Origin of the sequence: Streptomyces sp. NPDC048172 (assembly GCF_043202595.1) — a bacterium.
Classification (GTDB): domain Bacteria; phylum Actinomycetota; class Actinomycetes; order Streptomycetales; family Streptomycetaceae; genus Streptomyces.
In genome coordinates this window covers 141,374-158,575 of record NZ_JBIDAT010000004.1, presented here as the reverse complement: position 1 = coordinate 158,575, position 17,202 = coordinate 141,374, and the positions used below count along the sequence as shown (strand labels likewise).

Annotated in this window: 12 protein-coding genes; 7 read left to right on the top strand and 5 right to left on the bottom strand. The window is 71.5% G+C overall.

Features of this window, described 5'->3' with window-relative positions; all coding sequences use genetic code 11:
* Positions 1-17 precede the first annotated feature (17 nt).
* The gene (locus ACGF3A_RS18515) at positions 18-2,015 is read left to right on the top strand and encodes a TerD family protein (protein ID WP_393731029.1); all 1,998 of its coding nucleotides are present in this window, start codon (positions 18-20) and stop codon (positions 2,013-2,015) included.
* 192 nt (positions 2,016-2,207) lie between these two features.
* Positions 2,208-3,224, top strand: a complete 1,017-nt coding sequence (locus ACGF3A_RS18510) for a TerC/Alx family metal homeostasis membrane protein (protein ID WP_393731027.1) — start codon at positions 2,208-2,210, stop codon at positions 3,222-3,224.
* A gap of 67 nt (positions 3,225-3,291) precedes the next feature.
* Here the strand turns inward: ACGF3A_RS18510 and ACGF3A_RS18505 are convergent, their stop codons facing one another.
* The 3 genes from ACGF3A_RS18505 to ACGF3A_RS18495 all read right to left on the bottom strand — a co-directional run bounded on the left by ACGF3A_RS18505 (position 3,292) and on the right by ACGF3A_RS18495 (position 8,459).
* Positions 3,292-6,546: a phosphodiester glycosidase family protein gene (locus tag ACGF3A_RS18505; RefSeq protein WP_393731881.1), complete on the bottom strand. Its 3,255-nt coding sequence runs from the start codon at positions 6,544-6,546 to the stop codon at positions 3,292-3,294.
* Between the two features lie 418 nt (positions 6,547-6,964).
* A complete protein-coding gene (locus ACGF3A_RS18500; protein ID WP_393731024.1) occupies positions 6,965-7,834 on the bottom strand; it encodes a hypothetical protein in 870 nt (289 codons plus the stop codon).
* Positions 7,835-7,838: 4 nt separating this feature from the next.
* Positions 7,839-8,459, bottom strand: coding sequence for a papain-like cysteine protease family protein (locus tag ACGF3A_RS18495; RefSeq protein WP_393731022.1), 621 nt, complete (start codon positions 8,457-8,459; stop codon positions 7,839-7,841).
* A gap of 190 nt (positions 8,460-8,649) precedes the next feature.
* Here ACGF3A_RS18495 and ACGF3A_RS18490 point away from each other — a divergent pair, with 190 nt between their 5' ends.
* Both ACGF3A_RS18490 and ACGF3A_RS18485 read left to right on the top strand, forming a co-directional pair.
* Entirely contained in the window at positions 8,650-9,594 is a 945-nt protein-coding gene (locus tag ACGF3A_RS18490) for a hypothetical protein (protein ID WP_393731020.1), read from the top strand.
* 68 nt (positions 9,595-9,662) lie between these two features.
* Complete coding sequence (locus ACGF3A_RS18485) at positions 9,663-10,004, top strand: DUF5713 family protein (RefSeq protein WP_393731018.1); 342 nt, start codon at positions 9,663-9,665, stop codon at positions 10,002-10,004.
* 18 nt (positions 10,005-10,022) lie between these two features.
* Here ACGF3A_RS18485 and ACGF3A_RS18480 read toward each other — a convergent pair whose 3' ends face one another.
* Positions 10,023-10,475 carry a Rieske (2Fe-2S) protein gene (locus ACGF3A_RS18480; protein WP_393731016.1) on the bottom strand — a complete coding sequence of 151 codons (453 nt, stop codon included), beginning with the start codon at positions 10,473-10,475 and terminating at the stop codon, positions 10,023-10,025.
* 26 nt (positions 10,476-10,501) lie between these two features.
* The gene (uvrA, locus tag ACGF3A_RS18475) at positions 10,502-13,504 is read right to left on the bottom strand and encodes an excinuclease ABC subunit UvrA (RefSeq protein WP_393731014.1); all 3,003 of its coding nucleotides are present in this window, start codon (positions 13,502-13,504) and stop codon (positions 10,502-10,504) included.
* A 207-nt stretch (positions 13,505-13,711) separates the two neighbouring features.
* On the opposite strand from uvrA, the gene ACGF3A_RS18470 reads away from it, so the two are divergent.
* From ACGF3A_RS18470 to uvrC, 3 genes are read left to right on the top strand one after another with little or no spacing between them, the layout of a single operon-like run.
* Entirely contained in the window at positions 13,712-14,416 is a 705-nt protein-coding gene (locus ACGF3A_RS18470) for a maleylpyruvate isomerase family mycothiol-dependent enzyme (protein ID WP_393731012.1), read from the top strand.
* Between the two features lie 9 nt (positions 14,417-14,425).
* Positions 14,426-15,082 (top strand): MBL fold metallo-hydrolase, encoded by a 657-nt coding sequence (locus tag ACGF3A_RS18465; protein WP_393731010.1) that lies wholly within the window; start codon positions 14,426-14,428, stop codon positions 15,080-15,082.
* 59 nt (positions 15,083-15,141) lie between these two features.
* On the top strand, positions 15,142-17,148 hold the full coding sequence (gene uvrC, locus ACGF3A_RS18460) for an excinuclease ABC subunit UvrC (protein ID WP_393731008.1): 2,007 nt from the start codon (positions 15,142-15,144) through the stop codon (positions 17,146-17,148).
* Positions 17,149-17,202 lie beyond the last annotated feature (54 nt).

Here is a 17,202-nt window from a genome sequence, read left to right as displayed (position 1 = left end):
CGGGGAGGGGCGTGAGGATGACGGCCGAACTGGTCCGTGGGCAGAACCATCCGCTGCCGGACGTCCGGGTGGAGATCCGGGTCTCGGCGGGGAAACCGGTGATCGCCGGGGCGACGCTCAACGACGAGGCGGGCCGGCTGCGCGACGCGGACTGGATCGCCCACCCCGCGGCCCCGCAGCTGCCGGGGCTGGAGGCCTCCCGGCAGGCCGCCGCCGTCCACCGCCTCGCGGTGGACCTCGCCGCGCTCCCCGAGGACGTCCACCGGGTGAACGTGCTGCTGGCGCTCCCCACGGACGTCGGCGGCCCGACGAGCTTCGGCCCCCTCGCCGCCCCGTACCTCGCGGTCACGGGGCTCGACGGGGCGGAGATCGCCACGTACACGGTCACCGGCCTCGACGCCGAGTCGGCCGTCGTCGCGCTGGAGCTGTACCGCAGGCAGGACGCCTGGAAGGTCCGCGCCGTCGGTCAGGGGTACGCGGGCGGCCTCGCCGCCATGCTCGACGACCAGGGCCTCCCCAAGGCCCACGAGCTGGCCGCCACCATCAACGAGACGGTGGCCGCCGGGCTCGCCCGCTCCGTCGCGCCCCCGCCCCCGCAGGACGGCGAGGGCACCCGCGAGCGCAGCGCCGCGCACGCCGCGCACCGGGGCCGCACCGGCGCGGAGAGCGCGGGCCGCGAGCGCCCGGAGACCACCGGCACCCCGCCGGGCGGTACGCCCGTGGAGGGTGCCCCGTCCGACGGTAGTCCCTCTGACGGCAGTCCTTCCGACGGCCCCGCGTCCACCGGCGGGATCAACTACCGCCACCCCGGCCGCCCCTCCTCCCCGGCCCAGTCGGCGCCCGCGGCTCCCGGGCCGCAGGGCGGGAGCGAGGAGCCCGTCGCCGGTGACGCGCCGGGCTGGTCGATGGAGGAGCGGCTCTACAACCAGGTCTGGGGCATGTTCGAGGACCTGGCCCGTACGGTCGCGGCGTACCGTTCGGCGATCGACTTCGCCGAGTCGCGCATGGAGCGCGAGATCGACCGCGTGCTGGACGACCCGAGGACCCGCGTGGGCCCCGCGGCGGACGCGGCGCGCACCGAGGCGCGCGCCAAGCACGCGCGCCTCGTGGAGCAGGCGCAGACCGTGCTCGACCGGGACCTCGCGCAGCTCACCGCCGAGGCCGAGGTCGTCGAGCCCGCGCTGCCGCCCGCGCTGGCCCGCTGGGACAACCCCGTCTGGCACGGGTACGAGCTGCCGGACGACACCCCGATGGCCCTCCGCCTGGGCGATCTCAGCCTGCCCGAGCACGCCGAGCTGCGGATCCCGATGCTGGTGCGGCTGCCGCTGGAGCGCGGCCTGTGGATCGACTGCGGGCGCGAGGCGGCCTCCGTCGATGCCGTCGGCGCCGACACCGGCGAGCTGCGCCGTCTCGCCGCCGAGACCGCGACGGCCGTCGCCGCCCGGCTCTACGCGGTGTATCCGCCCGGCGAGTTCACCGTGCGGGTGATCGACCCGGCCGGTTCCGCCGCGTCCGCGCTCGCCCCGCTCGTCGATTCGGGCGCCCTCCCGGAGCCTCCGGCCGCCGGGGCCGCGGGCGTCTCGCAGACGCTGGAGCTGCTGACCCGGCGCGTGGATCTCGTCCAGATGGCCGTACGGAGCGGCGCCACCGACGCGCTGCCCCTGGACGTCGACCCGGCGGACCAGCTCCTGGTCGTCCATGACTTCCCGCACGGCTTCGACGACCGTGCCGTCACCCAGCTCCGCTATCTCGCGGACGAGGGCCCGGCCGTCGGCGTGCACCTGATGATGGTGGCCGACCGCGAGGACGCGCGGGCGTACGGGCCTGTGCTCGATCCGCTCTGGCGCGCGCTGCTGCGGCTCACGCCCGTCGCCAGCGACCATCTGGCCGACCCCTGGGTGGGTCACGCCTGGACGTACGAGCCGCCGCTCGCGCCGAGCGGCAGCGAGATCGTGCCCCGGGTGCTGCGGCAGGCCGTCGAGGGCCGCTGGTCGCCCGGCGGCGGTTCCCGCTGAGGCTGAGACCTGCGTCTCTTTACCTGTTCATGGGATTGCTTTACTCTTCTTTGCATCGGAGGGGAGTATTCCCAGCCCCGCGGTGGCCCCGTCAGTACGGACCGGCAGTGAAGCCGGTCCCGGGGCATCGGCCCGGGACTCCCGGGTGGAAGAGACCTCCGGCCCATGCTGGTATGCAAGCCGGAGGAGCTCATGGACGTTTCCCTGTCCGTATGGGTGCTGACCATCGTTGGTCTCTGCGCCCTCATCGCTGTCGATTTCTTCATCGGCGGCCGTAAGCCGCACGAGGTCTCCCTCAGGGAGGCCGGCACCTGGACGGTCGTCTGGATCGTGCTCGCCGCGCTGTTCGGGCTCGGCGTCTTCTTCTTCGGCGGCGACGGCGGAAGCCAGGCCTCCGGAGAGTTCTTCGCGGGGTACATCACGGAGAAGTCCCTCAGCGTCGACAACCTGTTCGTCTTCATCCTGATCATGGCGAAGTTCGCGGTGCCGACCATCTACCAGCAGCGGGTGCTGATGGTGGGCGTGCTCATCGCGCTGGTGCTGCGCGCGATCTTCATCGCGGCCGGTGCCGCGATCATCTCGACCTTCTCGTGGGTCTTCTTCATCTTCGGCGCCTTCCTCATCTGGACCGCCTGGAAGCTGATCCAGGAGGCGCGGGCCGACGAGGAGGACGAGGACTGGGAGGAGAACCGCCTGCTGAAGGCGGTGGAGCGGCGCTTCCCGTCGACCGACAAGTACCACGGCACCAAGCTGTTCATCATCGAGAACGGCAAGCGGCTGATGACGCCGATGCTGATCGTGATGCTCGCGATCGGCTCGACCGACATCCTGTTCGCGCTGGACTCGATCCCCGCGATCTTCGGCCTCACCCAGGACCCGTACATCGTCTTCACGGCCAACGCCTTCGCGCTGATGGGCCTGCGGCAGCTCTACTTCCTCATCGGCGGGCTGCTGAAGAAGCTGGTCCACCTGTCGTACGGGCTGTCGATCATCCTCGGCTTCATCGGCGTCAAGCTGGTGCTGCACGCCCTGCACGAGCTGGGTGTGCACGTGCCGGAGATCAGCATCCCCGTCTCCCTCGGCGTGATCTGCGCGGTCCTGGTCGTCACGACGATCACCTCGCTGCGGGCCTCCAAGAAGCAGGCCCTCGCCGAGGCCGCGTCCAAGGACAAGGACAAGGACGAGGACAAGGCGGACGTCGAGTCCTGACCCCGTGCGCAGCCGAAAGGGGGCCGGTCCACACCAGGACCGGCCCCCTTGTCGTGCTCCGTACGGGTCAGCGGACCACCCTCACCTCCCGCTCCGCCCGTGAACCGTTCACCAGGACCGCCAGCTTCACCGTGCCCGGCCTGCGGCCCGTGAGCGTGCCCGTCGCCGGGTCGTACGTCGCCACGCAGCGCCCCCTGGCCACCGTGTCCTTGACGCAGAGGCCGGGGGAGGAGGGCCAGTCCGCGCTCAGCGGCCAGGACGCCGGGATCTCGCGGGTGCCCTGGCGTACGGTCGCGGTCGCCCGGTCCGAGGTGCCCGCGCGCAGTTCGGCGGGCGCGTCCACGGACAGGCCGTCGACATGGGCGCGGGTCTGGACCGAGAGCCAGTCGCCGTTCCGGGGCGGCCTGCCCCGGTCGACGCCGAGCAGCGACCAGCCCGTGAACCCGCCGTCGGCGGGCGGCGCCGCGGGCGCCTTCCCCGAGTTGCCGTTGATCAGGTACGGGACGCCGTTCACCCGCGAGGCGTCGAAGACCCCGACGTGCGAGCCGACCAGCGCCGCGCCCTTGCCCGTACGGGCGCGGAAGTCGCCGAGCCAGTCCTCCAGCAGGTCCGCCTCCATCCGGTCGGTGAGCTGGCTGGCGTGCTGCGGCGTCGGATCGCGCGGCGGTACGTGCTGGATCACGGTCACCGAGCCGACGCGGGGGTCGCGGGCCGCCGCGTCCAGCTGGGAGCGCAGCTCCTGGAACTGCGCGTAGCCGCCGCCTCGTACGGTCAGCGACGAGGTGTTCAGCGTGAGGAACCGTGTCCCCTTGTGATCGAACGTACGCCGCGCCGGACCGAATTCGCGTACGAAGTTATCGATCGAGCCGCCCATCACCTCATGGTTGCCCGGCACGTAGTACCAGGGCACCGCGTCGCCCAGCTCCTCCTCCAGGATCTTCCGCGCGAACTTCAGGTCCTCGGGTGAGCCCTCGTCGACCAGGTCGCCGTTGATCACGACGAAGTCGGGCCGGGCCGCGCGGATCTCGCGCAGCGTGCGGCGGGCCTGGCGGACGATGTCGCTGTCCGGATCGCGCGCCACGAACTGCGCGTCCGACATCACCGCGAACCGCCAGTCGCGCCCCGCCGTGTCGGCCGCCGTCGAGATCAGCGGGTCGTGCGGGCGCCGTACGGGCGGCAGATCGACGTCCGGCGGCGTACGGGCCACGAGCTGGTCCATCACCACCTCGCCCTTGTACTGCGACATGGCGCGCGTCTCCGCCAGATAGAAGCGGTGCACCTTGAGCGGGTACGTGACGCCCTCCGGCACCTCGAACGTGACCTGTTTCCAGCCCGTCCAGTCCACGTTCGGGCCGCGCAGCACCTGGTCCGTGCCGAGCGCGTCCTTGAGATGGAGCGAGGGCCAGGCGCCCTTGCCGTCGCCCTTGAGCCACATCGTGAAGCTCTGGGGCTGGCCGCCGACCGGGATCTGGGCGGGCGGCGTGGCGTAGGCGGCGCGGGTGGCCGTCGACTGGGTGAAGTCGTAGGTCATCTTCAGGCCCTTGCCGCTCTGGCCGTCCGGGTCCGGAGCGACCGAGCCGCTCGCCCGCGCGGCGGAGAAGCGCCAGGCCGAGGCGTCCTCGAAGTCGGCCGCCGTCTGCTCGCGCAGCCCGACCGTCACGGCCATGCGCACCGACCGTTCCCCGACGCGGACGTTGACCGTCCCGGACGCCGAATCCTGGCCTCCGCGCGCTTTCACCGTGAAGCCGCCCGTCGAGGCGTCCGGGTCAGGGGCGATGTCGAAGAGGGAACGGTCGTAGTCCAGCCGTACGTCCGCCGGGTCGATGGGCGCGCTGTTGCCGTCCGCGTCGTGGCCGACCAGCCCGAACGTGCCCGTCGCCGAGGCGTCGGCGAGGCCCACGCGCTCCTTGGTCGGGGTGACGCGCGCGAGTTCGCCGAGCACCTGGAGCTTCGTCGAACCCCTGGCCGCGCCCTGCCTCGCGGTCACTTCGGTGCTGCCCGCGCGGCGCGCGTGGAAGACCCCGGAGCCGTCGACCCGGCCGACGCCGGGCCGCGCCGCCTGCCAGCGCGGGGTGCCGGTGCCGCGCGCGGGGCCGTACGTCTCGTCGTACCCGGCGGCGGTGAGCTTCCGCGACAGACCGGCGAAGACGCGCTCCGGATGGCCGCCCGGCACATTGTCGGCGGTCGGGGCCTTGTCGCGGTCCACCGCGGTCTCGACCCAGAAGCCGGAGAGCCGCCCGCTGCCCTCGGGCGCGGTCAGGGCGAGGCCGTTGGGGACCTCGCGCTGCTCGCCGTCGGAGGGGGAGTTCTCCAGCTGCGGTTCCCGCGCGCCGGGTTCACGGGCCAGGAGGGTGGAGGAGCCGCCGCCGTCGAGGTTGAGCGCGTTGTACGCGCCCAGCTTCTTCATCATCAGGGCCAGTTCGGTGAGCGTGACCCCGCCCGAGGTGGTCTGGCGGCCGTCGACCGTCAGGACGTGCATGGTGCCGCCGTCCTTGGAGAAGCCGACCGCCGTGCGCGGCGCGGTCGCGTTGTTCGGCCGCCCCTCCCAGTCCTGCGGCTCGCCGTCCACGACCAGCAGCCCGCGCCCGCCGACCGCCGTACGGGGCAGCGCCGAGCCGTCGTCGGTCCGTACGTGGAACTCCGTGGAGACCGGGTCGCCCGTCTTCAGCTTCGCCAGCGCGTCGGCACCGAGGTCCCGGCCGAGCAGCACCGTCACGCCCTCGGGGATCGCGCCCTTGCCGGGCTTCTCGGAGACCGAGGTGACCTTCCCGTCCTCGACGGTGACTTCGGTCGTACGTTCGGAGCCGTCGACCGTCATCGCGCGGTCGGCCTCGCCCCACCGCGAGTTGTACGCGCTGACGCCGTTGAGCGGCACATTGGCCGAGTTGTAGCCCTCCAGCTTCCGCTTGCCGTCCGGAAGGGTGAGGGTGCCCTCGAAGTAGAGGTCGAGGATCCGGCCCGCGGCCTCGGGGCCGATGCCGACCGCCTCGGTGGTGCCGGGCTCGGAGGAGTGCGTCGGCTCACCGTCCCGCACTCCGGGGCCGAGCGGCGCCCCCGTCTCGTTGATGTCGAAGAAGTCGGCGTTGAACGCGGCGACCGTACGGCGTCCCTTGCCCGGGTCGTGCGCCTTCGCCAGCTCGCTGACCTTCTTGCGCTCAGAGACCTTGCCGGACGAGAGGTAGTCGGCCCTGGTCCCCTTGGCGCCGCCGCCGAGCGTGAGGCTGAGCGCGTCGGCGCGGAGCCACTTGTCGGACTCCAGCCGGTCGAACGAGGTCAGCTTCGCGCCGGGCGCGACGGGCCGTTCGGTGCTCTCCAGCTCCATCCCGTCGCCGCCCGCCAGCCCGAGCGGGCGCGGCTCCTGGACTGCGGTCCGGGCCGCTCCGCCGGGTTCCCCGGGAGTGTCGGCCGAGACCGCCCCGGCCGGGAGCAGACCCGCCGTCAACGCGGCGAGGGCGGCGGCCGGAAGGACGGCTCTGGAGAGGAATCTTCTTCTTCGGTGTACGTGGACCTGTCTCAACGCGTACCCCACAGACACGTGTGAATCGAGTACTTCCGCACTTCTGTGCACAGCGCGGCACAGCGTCCCAAGGGGCACCGGTCTACACCAGATGACGGGTGGAAATCGGCATGAACACTCGGACAGTTCTCGGTCAGAGCAGTAGGACATCTGAGCAGTACGACGGAGCGGTACGACGGGGGCCCGGACCGCCGACGCGGCCCGGGCCCCGGAGGGGGAACGGTCAGCCGTGCGACGGGCGGACGCGGCGCCGCACCAGCCAGGTGCCGCCCGCGGCCACCGCGACGGCCGCCGCGCTCGCGCCGACGGCGCCCAGCGCGGACGTACTACCGTCACTGGTACGTGTGTTCGCCGTGGACGCTGCCTCGAAGGTGTTGTTCCCCTTCTTCGGGCCGAAGCCTCCCGCGAGGCCCTTCCTGTCGTAACCGGAGCCCGGAAGCTTGTCGGCGTACGCCTTGTGGACCCGCGCGTGGTACGCGCCCAGGCCCGTCCCCCCGGCGCCGACCGCCTTGCGCGCGTCGGGGTCGAGCGGCAGGACGCGGGTGCCGTCCAGCACGTACCAGGCGTCGATCTGCGGCTCCTGGAAGACGGTTCCGCCGGGGGCCTTCGCCGCGCCCTTGGCGGCGTACCGCGTCTCGTCGGCGCCGGTCGCGATGTTCACGACCCGCCAGCCCTTCGGGGTGCGCGCCGACATGACCGAGGCGCGCTGCCCGTCGGAGGAGACGGCCTCGCTGGCGAACAGCTCCAGTTCGGCCACGGGCCGGCCGGCGGCGCGCGAGGCGCTCTTCGCGGCCACGAAGTCCTTCGAGAGCGTGTAGACGGGCACGGCCCCGCCCTTCACGCGCGGCTCCGCCTTCTTGGCGGTGACGGCGCCGTCGCGGGCGAAGAAGCGCGCGAGGGTGCCCAGCGTGCCGTCGTCCGCCGCGGCCTTGTGCGCGGCGGCGGCCGCGCCCTGGGGCGGCGCCGGGGGCTCGGCGGCCCCGCCGTCGTCGGCGTGCGCGTCGGGAGCGAGGCCGAGCAGCACGACGGTCAGGAGTCCGGCGCCGACCGCGGTGCGGGCCGAGCTGTAGGGCAGGGGAGAAATCCTGGTCATGACCTCACGCTCCGATCCCGTAGAGCGAATGGGTCCACGAGAACTGGTTGTTGTTGATGTACCAGTCGTGCGACGCCCAGTTGTAGCGGCTGTTGGACGGCCAGGGGTCGCCCCAGTAGACCCAGCTCTTGCTGGTGTCGTAGCCGTACAGGACGTGCATGTGGCCGCCGCCCGAGCTCCACTGGATGCGGGTCTCGACCGGCCGGTCCGCGTTGACCTCGCGCTGCACGGTGTCGTAGCGCAGCCAGCCGGAGACGTACGAGCCGGGGTTGATGCCCATCCAGTCGAGGGCGTTCTGCACATTGCCCAGGGTGGCCTGGTTGTTGGGGCAGGAGCTGCCCTGGCCGCGGTTGAAGGCGGCGTTGCAGAAGGCGTTCTGGTTGTAGTTCTTGCCCATCCAGGTGGCGATGGTGTTGCCCGCCGCCGCCCAGCACCAGTTGCTCATCTGCTGGGCCTGCATGCTGATGTCGAGCTTCTTGGCGCCGAGCGCGCGCGGCGTACCGTCCGTGGCCGCGGGGGTGTCGGGCGCCGCCGTGGCGACCGCGGCGGGTACCGCGATCAGCGCGGCCGCCGCGGTCGCGGCCAGCGTCAGACGTCTGCGACGCCTGCGGGTCAGTGGGGACATGGCGTTCCTCCCAGGGATGAAGGGGGCGGAGGAGCGCATCCGGATGCTGCTGACGTCGAGCATCGTGAGTTGTCGGTACCTGGTCAACACGCTTCAATACGGGGCGGGAACGAGGTGTGAACACGGGGGACCGAATGTGAACCGGCCCGGCTCACGGGCTGGTGGGCGGCGGAAGGACGGTGCGGAGGCTGTGAACGTTCACTCCACGGAGACCGGCACCCCCGGCGGCCTCGACCGGGTCCTGCGCACCGGCCCGTTCCACCTCGCGCTGCGCGCCGCGATCGAGGCGCGGGGCCTCGCGCTGCACCGCGTACGCCACCGGCTCGCGCAGCGCGGCATCCACGTCGGCGTCACCAGTCTCAGCTACTGGCAGCAGGGCGCCCGCCGCCCCCGCCGCCCGGAGTCGCTGCGCGCCGTACGGGCGCTGGAGGACGTCCTCGGGCTGCCCGACGGCTCGCTGCTGCGGCTGCTCGCCCCGGTGGACGGCGGCGAGGACCGGCCCGCCTCACGCTCGTACCAGTCGCTCTTCGAACGCCCCGACGTGCTCCGCGTGCTGCTCGCCGAGCTGGACTCGGACTCCCCGCCCGACGGAGGACTGCACATCCTCGACCACTGGGAGCGCGTACGGATCGGGCCGCGCCGTGAACTGCTCAGCCGCGCCTCCCAGCAGGCGGTACGCGCCCACCGCGACGGCATCGACCGCTGCTTCGCCATCCACTACGGCGACTCCGGCTGCGTGCCGGAACGGGTGCGCGTACGGGCGGAGGAGAACTGCCGGGTGGGGCGCGTGCGCTGGAGCGCGGGCGCGCCGGTCGTGGTGACGGAGCTGCTCTTCGACACCCGGCTGCGCACGGGGGAGACCTATGTCTTCGGCTACAGGTTCGAGGACGGCACGGGCGGCGTCAGCCACGAGTACGTACGTGGCTTCCGGTTCGGCGGCGGCCCGTACGTGCTCCAGGTCGGCTTCGACACGGCCGAACTGCCCGTCCGCTGCCACAGCTTCGCGCGTACGTCCGCGGGCGCGCGCCCGAGCGGGGCGCAGGAGCTGACGCTGAGCGGCGCCAGCCGTACGGTCCACCTCGTCCGGCACACCGCCGGGCCCGGCATCCTCGGCATCGGCTGGGAGTGGGCCTGATGTCAGTGGGGTCGTGCATGATCGGTCCGTCAGCTTGTCGCAGCAGGACCGGAGATGGGAAGACTCTCGTGCCGCTCACGAACCAGCAGGTGAAGGACCACGCGTTTCTCGGTGGCCTGTACAAGACGGAGCACGCCCCCGCGCACGTGCTCGACAAGGGCAAGGCCATCCTGGTGGCGCTGTGCGAGCGGATCGAGGCGGAGAAGCCCGCCGACCTCGACGCGCTGTACGTGCTGACGCACGCGGCCACGGAGGAGTTCAACGACCTGGAGGCCGAGTTCGACGAGGCGGGCAGCGAGATCGAGACGATCGCGCGTGAGGAGATAGGCGACGACTTCTGGTTCGTGGCCACGGCCTACGGGTTCGAGGACGCGGACATCGAGGAGCTGATCGCCCCCCGGGAGTGGTGAGCCCCCCGCCAGTGGGGTCTACTCCTTCGCCGGGCCCGCCAGCAGCTTCCCGTTCTTCACCTTCACCGGCAGCTTCGGCAGGGGCGCCGTCGCGGGCCCCTTGGTGACCTTGCCGGTGTCCGCCTGGAAGCGGCTGCCGTGCCGGGGACAGACGAACGCGTCCTTCTCGGCCTTGTCGATGGTCGCGCCCTGGTGCGTGCAGACCGCGGAGAAGGCCATGAACGTGCCCTTCTCCGGCTGCGAGACGAGCACCTTCTCCTCCGGGAACGCCTTCGTGCCGCCCACCGGCACCTCGGCGGCGGAGCCGAGGTCCACCTGCTTGTCGGGCCCCGCGGAGGAGCTCCCGGAGCCGGAGCCGCCCCCGTCGGAGTCGCCTCCGCAGGCGGCGGTGGTCAGTCCCAGTGCGGCGAGGGCGGCGCCGCAGAGGACGGTACGGCGCGAGGCGGCGGACCGCTGATCGTCATTCGTCACGCGCCGTACCTTACGTCCTCGCGCCCTCACTTCTTCCGAGCGGCGCTCTTCTTCGCGGCGGTCGTCTTCTTGGCGGCCACCGTCTTCTTCGCAGCGGCCGTCTTCTTGGCCGGAGCCTTCGCCGCGGTCTTCGACGCGGCCTTGCGCGGCTTCGGCTTCGCCTTCGTGGGCGTCGCGTCGCTCACCCGGTCGCTGCCGAGCACGTCGCGCAGGAACTTGCCGGTGTGGCTCGCCGGGACCCCGGCGACCTGCTCCGGCGTGCCCTCGGCGACGACCAGGCCGCCCCCGCTGCCGCCCTCCGGGCCCATGTCCACGACCCAGTCGGCGGTCTTGATCACGTCGAGGTTGTGCTCGATGACGATGACCGTGTTGCCCTTGTCGACCAGGCCCTCCAGGACGCCGATGAGCTTGCGGATGTCCTCGAAGTGCAGGCCGGTGGTCGGCTCGTCCAGCACGTAGACCGTACGGCCCGTCGAGCGCTTCTGGAGCTCGCTGGCGAGCTTCACGCGCTGGGCCTCGCCGCCGGAGAGGGTGGGCGCGGGCTGGCCCAGCCGGACGTAGCCCAGGCCGACGTCGTGGAGCGTACGCAGGTGGCGGGCGATGCTGGGCACCGCCTCGAAGAAGTCCAGGGCCTGCTCGATCGGCATGTCCAGGACCTCGGCGATGCTCTTGCCCTTGTAGTGGACCTCCAGCGTCTCCCGGTTGTAGCGGGCGCCGTGGCAGACCTCGCACGGGACGTAGACGTCCGGCAGGAAGTTCATCTCGATCTTGATGGTGCCGTCGCCGGAGCAGTTCTCGCAGCGGCCGCCCTTCACGTTGAACGAGAAGCGGCCCTGCTGGTAGCCCCGCACCTTCGCCTCGGTGGTCTCCGCGAAGAGCTTGCGCACATGGTCGAAGACGCCGGTGTACGTCGCCGGGTTCGAGCGCGGCGTACGGCCGATGGGCGACTGGTCGACGTGCACGACCTTGTCGACCAGGTCGTCGCCGTCCACGCGGGTGTGGCGGCCCGGCACCGATCTGGCGCCGTTCAGCTCGCGGGCCAGGTGCGTGTACAGGATGTCGTTGACCAGCGTGGACTTGCCGGAGCCCGAGACGCCCGTGACGGCCGAGAGCACGCCGAGCGGGAACGAGACGTCGATGTCCCGCAGATTGTTCTCGCGGGCGCCGCGCACGGTCAGCTCGCGGCCCGGCTCGACCGGGCGGCGGATGTCCGGGGTCGGGATCTCGCGCTTGCCGGAGAGATAGTCGCCGGTGACCGAGTCCGCGTTCTCCAGCAGCTCCTTCAACGGGCCGCTGTGCACGACCTTGCCGCCGTGCTCGCCCGCGCCCGGGCCGATGTCCACGACCCAGTCGGACGCCTTGATGGTGTCCTCGTCGTGCTCGACCACGATCAGCGTGTTGCCCAGGTCGCGGAGGCGGACCAGGGTCTCGATCAGCCGGTGGTTGTCGCGCTGGTGCAGGCCGATGGAGGGCTCGTCCAGCACGTAGAGCACCCCGACCAGGCCCGAGCCGATCTGGGTGGCGAGCCGGATGCGCTGGGCCTCGCCGCCGGAGAGGGTCCCCGCGGCGCGGTTGAGGGTCAGATAGTCGAGGCCGACGTCGACCAGGAAGCGCAGCCGCTCGTTGACCTCCTTCAGCACGCGCTCGGCGATCTTCTTGTCGCGCGCGTCGAGCTTCATCTCGCGCAGGAAGTCGGCGCACTCGGTGATCGACATCGCGGAGACCTCCGCGATCGACCTGCCCTGCATGGTGACCGAGAGGATCAGCGGCTTCAGCCGCGTGCCGTCGCAGGCCGGGCAGGGCACCTCGCGCATGTAGCCCTCGAAGCGCTCACGGCTGGTGTCCGTCTCGGCCTCCGAGTGGCGCCGCTTGACGAAGGGCACCACGCCCTCGAAGGCCGTCGTGTACGCCCGCTCGCGCCCGTACCGGTTCCGGTAGCGCACCTCGACCTGGGTCTTGTGGCCGTACAGCAGCGCCTTCTTGGCGCGCTGCGGCAGGCCGGCCCAGGGGATGTCCGTACGGAAGCCGAGCGCGTCGGCGAGGGCGCCGATCAGCCGGCCGAAATACTCCCTGGTGTGCCCGTGCGACCAGGGGTGGAGCGCGCCCTCGTCCAGCGACTTGTCCTCGTCGGGGACGATCAGCTCCGGGTCGACCTCCATCCGGGTGCCGATGCCGGTGCACTCGGGGCAGGCGCCGAAGGGCGAGTTGAACGAGAAGGAGCGCGGCTCCAGCTCCTCGAACGACAGGTCGTCGTACGGGCAGTAGAGATGCTCGGAGTACATCCGCTCGCGCTGCGGGTCGTCCGCGTCCAGGTCGACGAAGTCGAGGATCACCATGCCGCCCGAGAGCCCGAGCGCGGTCTCGACCGAGTCGGTCAGCCGCCGCTTGGCGGTGCTCTTGACGGTGAGACGGTCCACGACCACCTCGATGGTGTGCTTCTCCTGCTTCTTCAGCTTGGGCGGCTCGGAGAGCTGGATGGTCTCCCCGTCCACCCGCGCGCGGCTGTACCCCTTGGTCTGCAGCTCGTTGAAGAGGTCGACGAACTCGCCCTTGCGCTCGCGCACGAGCGGCGAGAGCACCTGGAAGCGGCTGCCCTCCTCCAGGCCGAGGACCTTGTCCACGATGGCCTGGGGCGACTGGCGGGCGATGGGACGGCCGCAGACCGGGCAGTGCGGCTTGCCGATACGGGCGTAGAGCAGCCGGAGGTAGTCGTAGACCTCCGTGATCGTGCCGACCGTCGAGCGCGGGTTGCGCGACGTCGATTTCTGGTCGATCGAGACCGCGGGGGAGAGGCCCTCGATGAAGTCGACGTCGGGCTTGTCCATCTGCCCGAGGAACTGCCGGGCGTAGGCGGACAGCGACTCGACGTAGCGGCGCTGCCCCTCGGCGAAGATCGTGTCGAAGGCCAGGGAGGACTTCCCCGAGCCGGACAGACCTGTGAAGACGATGAGGGAGTCGCGGGGGAGGTCGATCGAGACGTTCTGGAGGTTGTGCTCCCTCGCGCCACGGACGAGAAGACGGTCGGCCACGCTGGCTGGCACCTTTCAGTGAGAAGCGGGGCACCCGGGACGAACGGAACGGGACGGGAGCCCCCGACCAAGAGTAGGACGGTGCCGGCGGGAGCGGGATCCGCTTCCGGCCGGAGCACCGCCCCCGACCCTATAGCACGTGCTTTCGAATTACGGCGGAGTCTTGCCATCTTCCACTCGAAGGAGTGGCCGGACTAGGTTTGGATCATGACTTCGCCTGCGCACGATGCCGAACTGCTGAAGGCCTCGACGGAGCGACTGCTGAACGCCGCCGCGAAGCTCGACCCCGCGACGCTCTCCGAACCCTCCCAGCTCCCGGGCTGGACCCGCGGCCATGTCCTGGCCCACCTCGCGCGCAACGCGGACGCGCTGGTCAACGTACTCGCCGGGCGCCCCATGTACGCCAGCGCCGAGGCGCGCGAGTCCGACATCGAGCGCGACGCGCCCCGCGCCCCCGACGTCCAGCTCGACGATCTGCGTACCGGCGCCGAGCGGCTCGACGCCGCCTTCGCCGAGGAGGACGGCGAGAGCTGGCAGCGCACCGTCGAGCTGCGCAACGGTGTGACCGACCTCGCGGCCTCGCTCCCCTTCCGCCGCTGGATCGAGATCGAGCTGCACCACGTCGACCTGGGCATCGGCTACACGCTGGAGGACCTCCCCGGCGCCTTCGTCGACCGCGAGCTGGAGAACATGGCCAAGCGCTTCTCCCGCCACCCCGGCATCCCCGAGGCGATCGAGCTGCGCGCCGAGGACGGCCGCGTCCTGCACACCGGCGCGGCCCCCGGCACCGCCCCGGGCGGCCAGGTGATCGTCTCCGGCAGCCCGACGGCCCTCGTCGGCTGGCTGACGGGCCGCACCACCGGCAGTGGCCTTTCGGCGAGGGGGTCCCTCCCGGCGCTGCCCGCGCTCTAGGGTTGAGCCATGGCTTACAGCGGAGTGGTACGGGTCGGCGGACCCGCCGACGTGCACGAGCTGACGGGGCTGATGATCTCCAAGGTCGCGGTCGGCCCCATGAACAACAACGCGTATCTGCTGCGTTGCCGCGCGACGGGCGAGCAGTTGCTGATCGACGCCGCCAACGAGCCGGACACCCTGCTCCGGCTCATCGGCGAGGACGGCATCGCCTCCGTCGTCACCACGCACCAGCACGGCGACCACTGGCAGGCCCTGGGCCCGGTCGCCGCCGCCACCGGCGCGCGTACGTACGCGGGCAGGGACGACGCGGCGGGGATCCCGGTCCCCACCGACGTGCTGGTGGACGACGGGGACACGATCCGCGTCGGCGAGGTCGAGCTGACGGCCCGTCACCTCGCCGGGCACACCCCGGGGTCGATCGCGCTGATCTACGACGACCCGCAGGGGCACCCGCACCTGTTCACGGGGGACTGCCTCTTCCCCGGCGGGGTGGGCAACACCTGGGGCGACCCGGGGCGGTTCGCGAGTCTCCTGCACGACGTGGAGACCAAGCTCTTCGGGCAGTGCCCGGACGAGACCTGGGTCTATCCCGGGCACGGCGCCGACACCACGCTCGGCGCCGAGCGCCCGCACCTGGCGGACTGGCGCAAGCGCGGCTGGTAGGACCGGCAGGGGGCTGGCACGTCGCCGGACCGTCACCCCGCCCCAGTAGGGTGACGGTCATGGCAGACCCCTCCAGCTATCGACCCAAACCGGGAGAGATCCCCGACTCGCCCGGGGTCTACCGCTTTCGCGACGAACACCGCCGGGTGATCTACGTCGGCAAGGCCAAGAGCCTGCGCCAGCGCCTGGCCAACTACTTCCAGGACCTCGCCGGGCTGCACCCCCGCACCCGCACGATGGTCACCACGGCCGCCTCCGTCGAGTGGACCGTGGTGAGCACGGAGGTCGAGGCGCTCCAGCTCGAATACTCCTGGATCAAGGAGTACGACCCCCGGTTCAACGTCAAGTACCGCGACGACAAGAGCTATCCGTACCTCGCGGTGACGATGAACGAGGAGTTCCCCAGGGTCCAGGTCATGCGCGGCCAGAAGAAGAAGGGCGTGCGCTATTTCGGTCCGTACGGACAGGCGTGGGCCATCCGCGAGACCGTCGACCTGATGCTGCGCGCGTTCCCCGTACGTACGTGCTCCGCCGGGGTCTTCAAGCGTTCGGCGCAGATCGGCCGGCCCTGTCTGCTCGGGTACATCGGCAAGTGTTCGGCCCCCTGCGTCGGCCGGGTCAGCCCCGAGGAGCACCGCCAACTGGCCGACGACTTCTGCGACTTCATGGCGGGCCACACCGGTTCGTACCTGCGCCGCCTGGAGCGCGACATGGCGGAAGCGGCCGAGGAGATGGAGTACGAGCGGGCGGCGCGGCTGCGGGACGACATCGACGCGCTGCGGCGCGCCATGGAGAAGAGCGCCGTCGTCCTCACCGACGCCACGGACGCGGACCTCATCGCCGTCGCCGAGGACGAGCTGGAGGCCGCCGTCCAGATCTTCCACGTCCGCGGCGGCCGGGTCCGCGGCCAGCGCGGCTGGGTCACCGACAAGGTCGAGGACGTCTCCACCCCCGACCTCGTCGAGCACGCCCTCCAGCAGCTCTACGGGGAGGAGCGCGGCGACGCGGTCCCCAAGGAGGTGCTGGTCCCCGCCCTGCCCGAGCCGGTCGAGCCGATAGGGCAGTGGCTCTCCGAGCGCCGGGGCGCGCAGGTGAGCCTGCGCATCCCGCAGCGCGGCGACAAGCGCGCCCTGATGGAGACGGTGCACCGCAACGCCGAGCAGGCCCTCGTGCTGCACAAGACCAAGCGCGCCTCCGACCTCACCACGCGCTCCCGCGCCCTGGAGGAGATCGCCGACGCGCTCGACCTGGACACGGCCCCGCTGCGCATCGAGTGCTTCGACATCTCGCACCTCCAGGGCGACGACGTGGTGGCCTCGATGGTCGTCTTCGAGGACGGCCTCGCACGCAAGAGCGAGTACCGCAGGTTCCAGATCAAGTCGTTCGCCGGGCAGGACGACGTCCGCTCGATGCACGAGGTGATCAGCCGCCGCTTCCGCCGCTATCTGCTGGAGAAGCAGAAGACGGGAGAGTGGCAGGAGGAACAGGTGTCCGGAGAGGTGCCGCCCTCGCCGTCCGAGGAGGACGCGCCTTTGGAAGGGCCGCGCGAGGAGGACGGCAGGCCGAAGAAGTTCGCCTACCCGCCGCAGCTCGTCGTGGTCGACGGCGGCCAGCCGCAGGTCGCGGCGGCCCAGGCGGCGCTGGACGAGCTGGGTGTGGACGACGTCGCGGTCTGCGGCCTCGCCAAGCGCCTGGAGGAGGTCTGGCTGCCCGGCGAGAGCGACCCGGTGGTCCTGCCGCGTTCGAGCGAGGGCCTGTACCTCCTGCAGCGGGTGCGCGACGAGGCCCACCGGTTCGCGATCCGCTACCAGCGGGACAAGCGCGGCAAGAGGATCAGGACCAGCCCCCTCGACGCCGTGCCCGGCCTGGGCGAGACCCGTAAGAAGGCCCTGCTCAAGCACTTCGGCTCGGTGAAGAAGCTGCGCGCGGCCAGCGTCACCGAGATCGCCGAGGTGCCGGGCGTGGGCCGCAAGACGGCCGAGACCGTGGCCGCGGCGCTCGCCGGAGCCGTTCCGGCGGGCCCCGCCGTGAACACCGCGACCGGTGAGATCGTTGAAGATGAGTGACGCCGGAAGGACGGCGTCCCCAGGTGAGACGTCGGGGGATGAGCGGGATGAGCA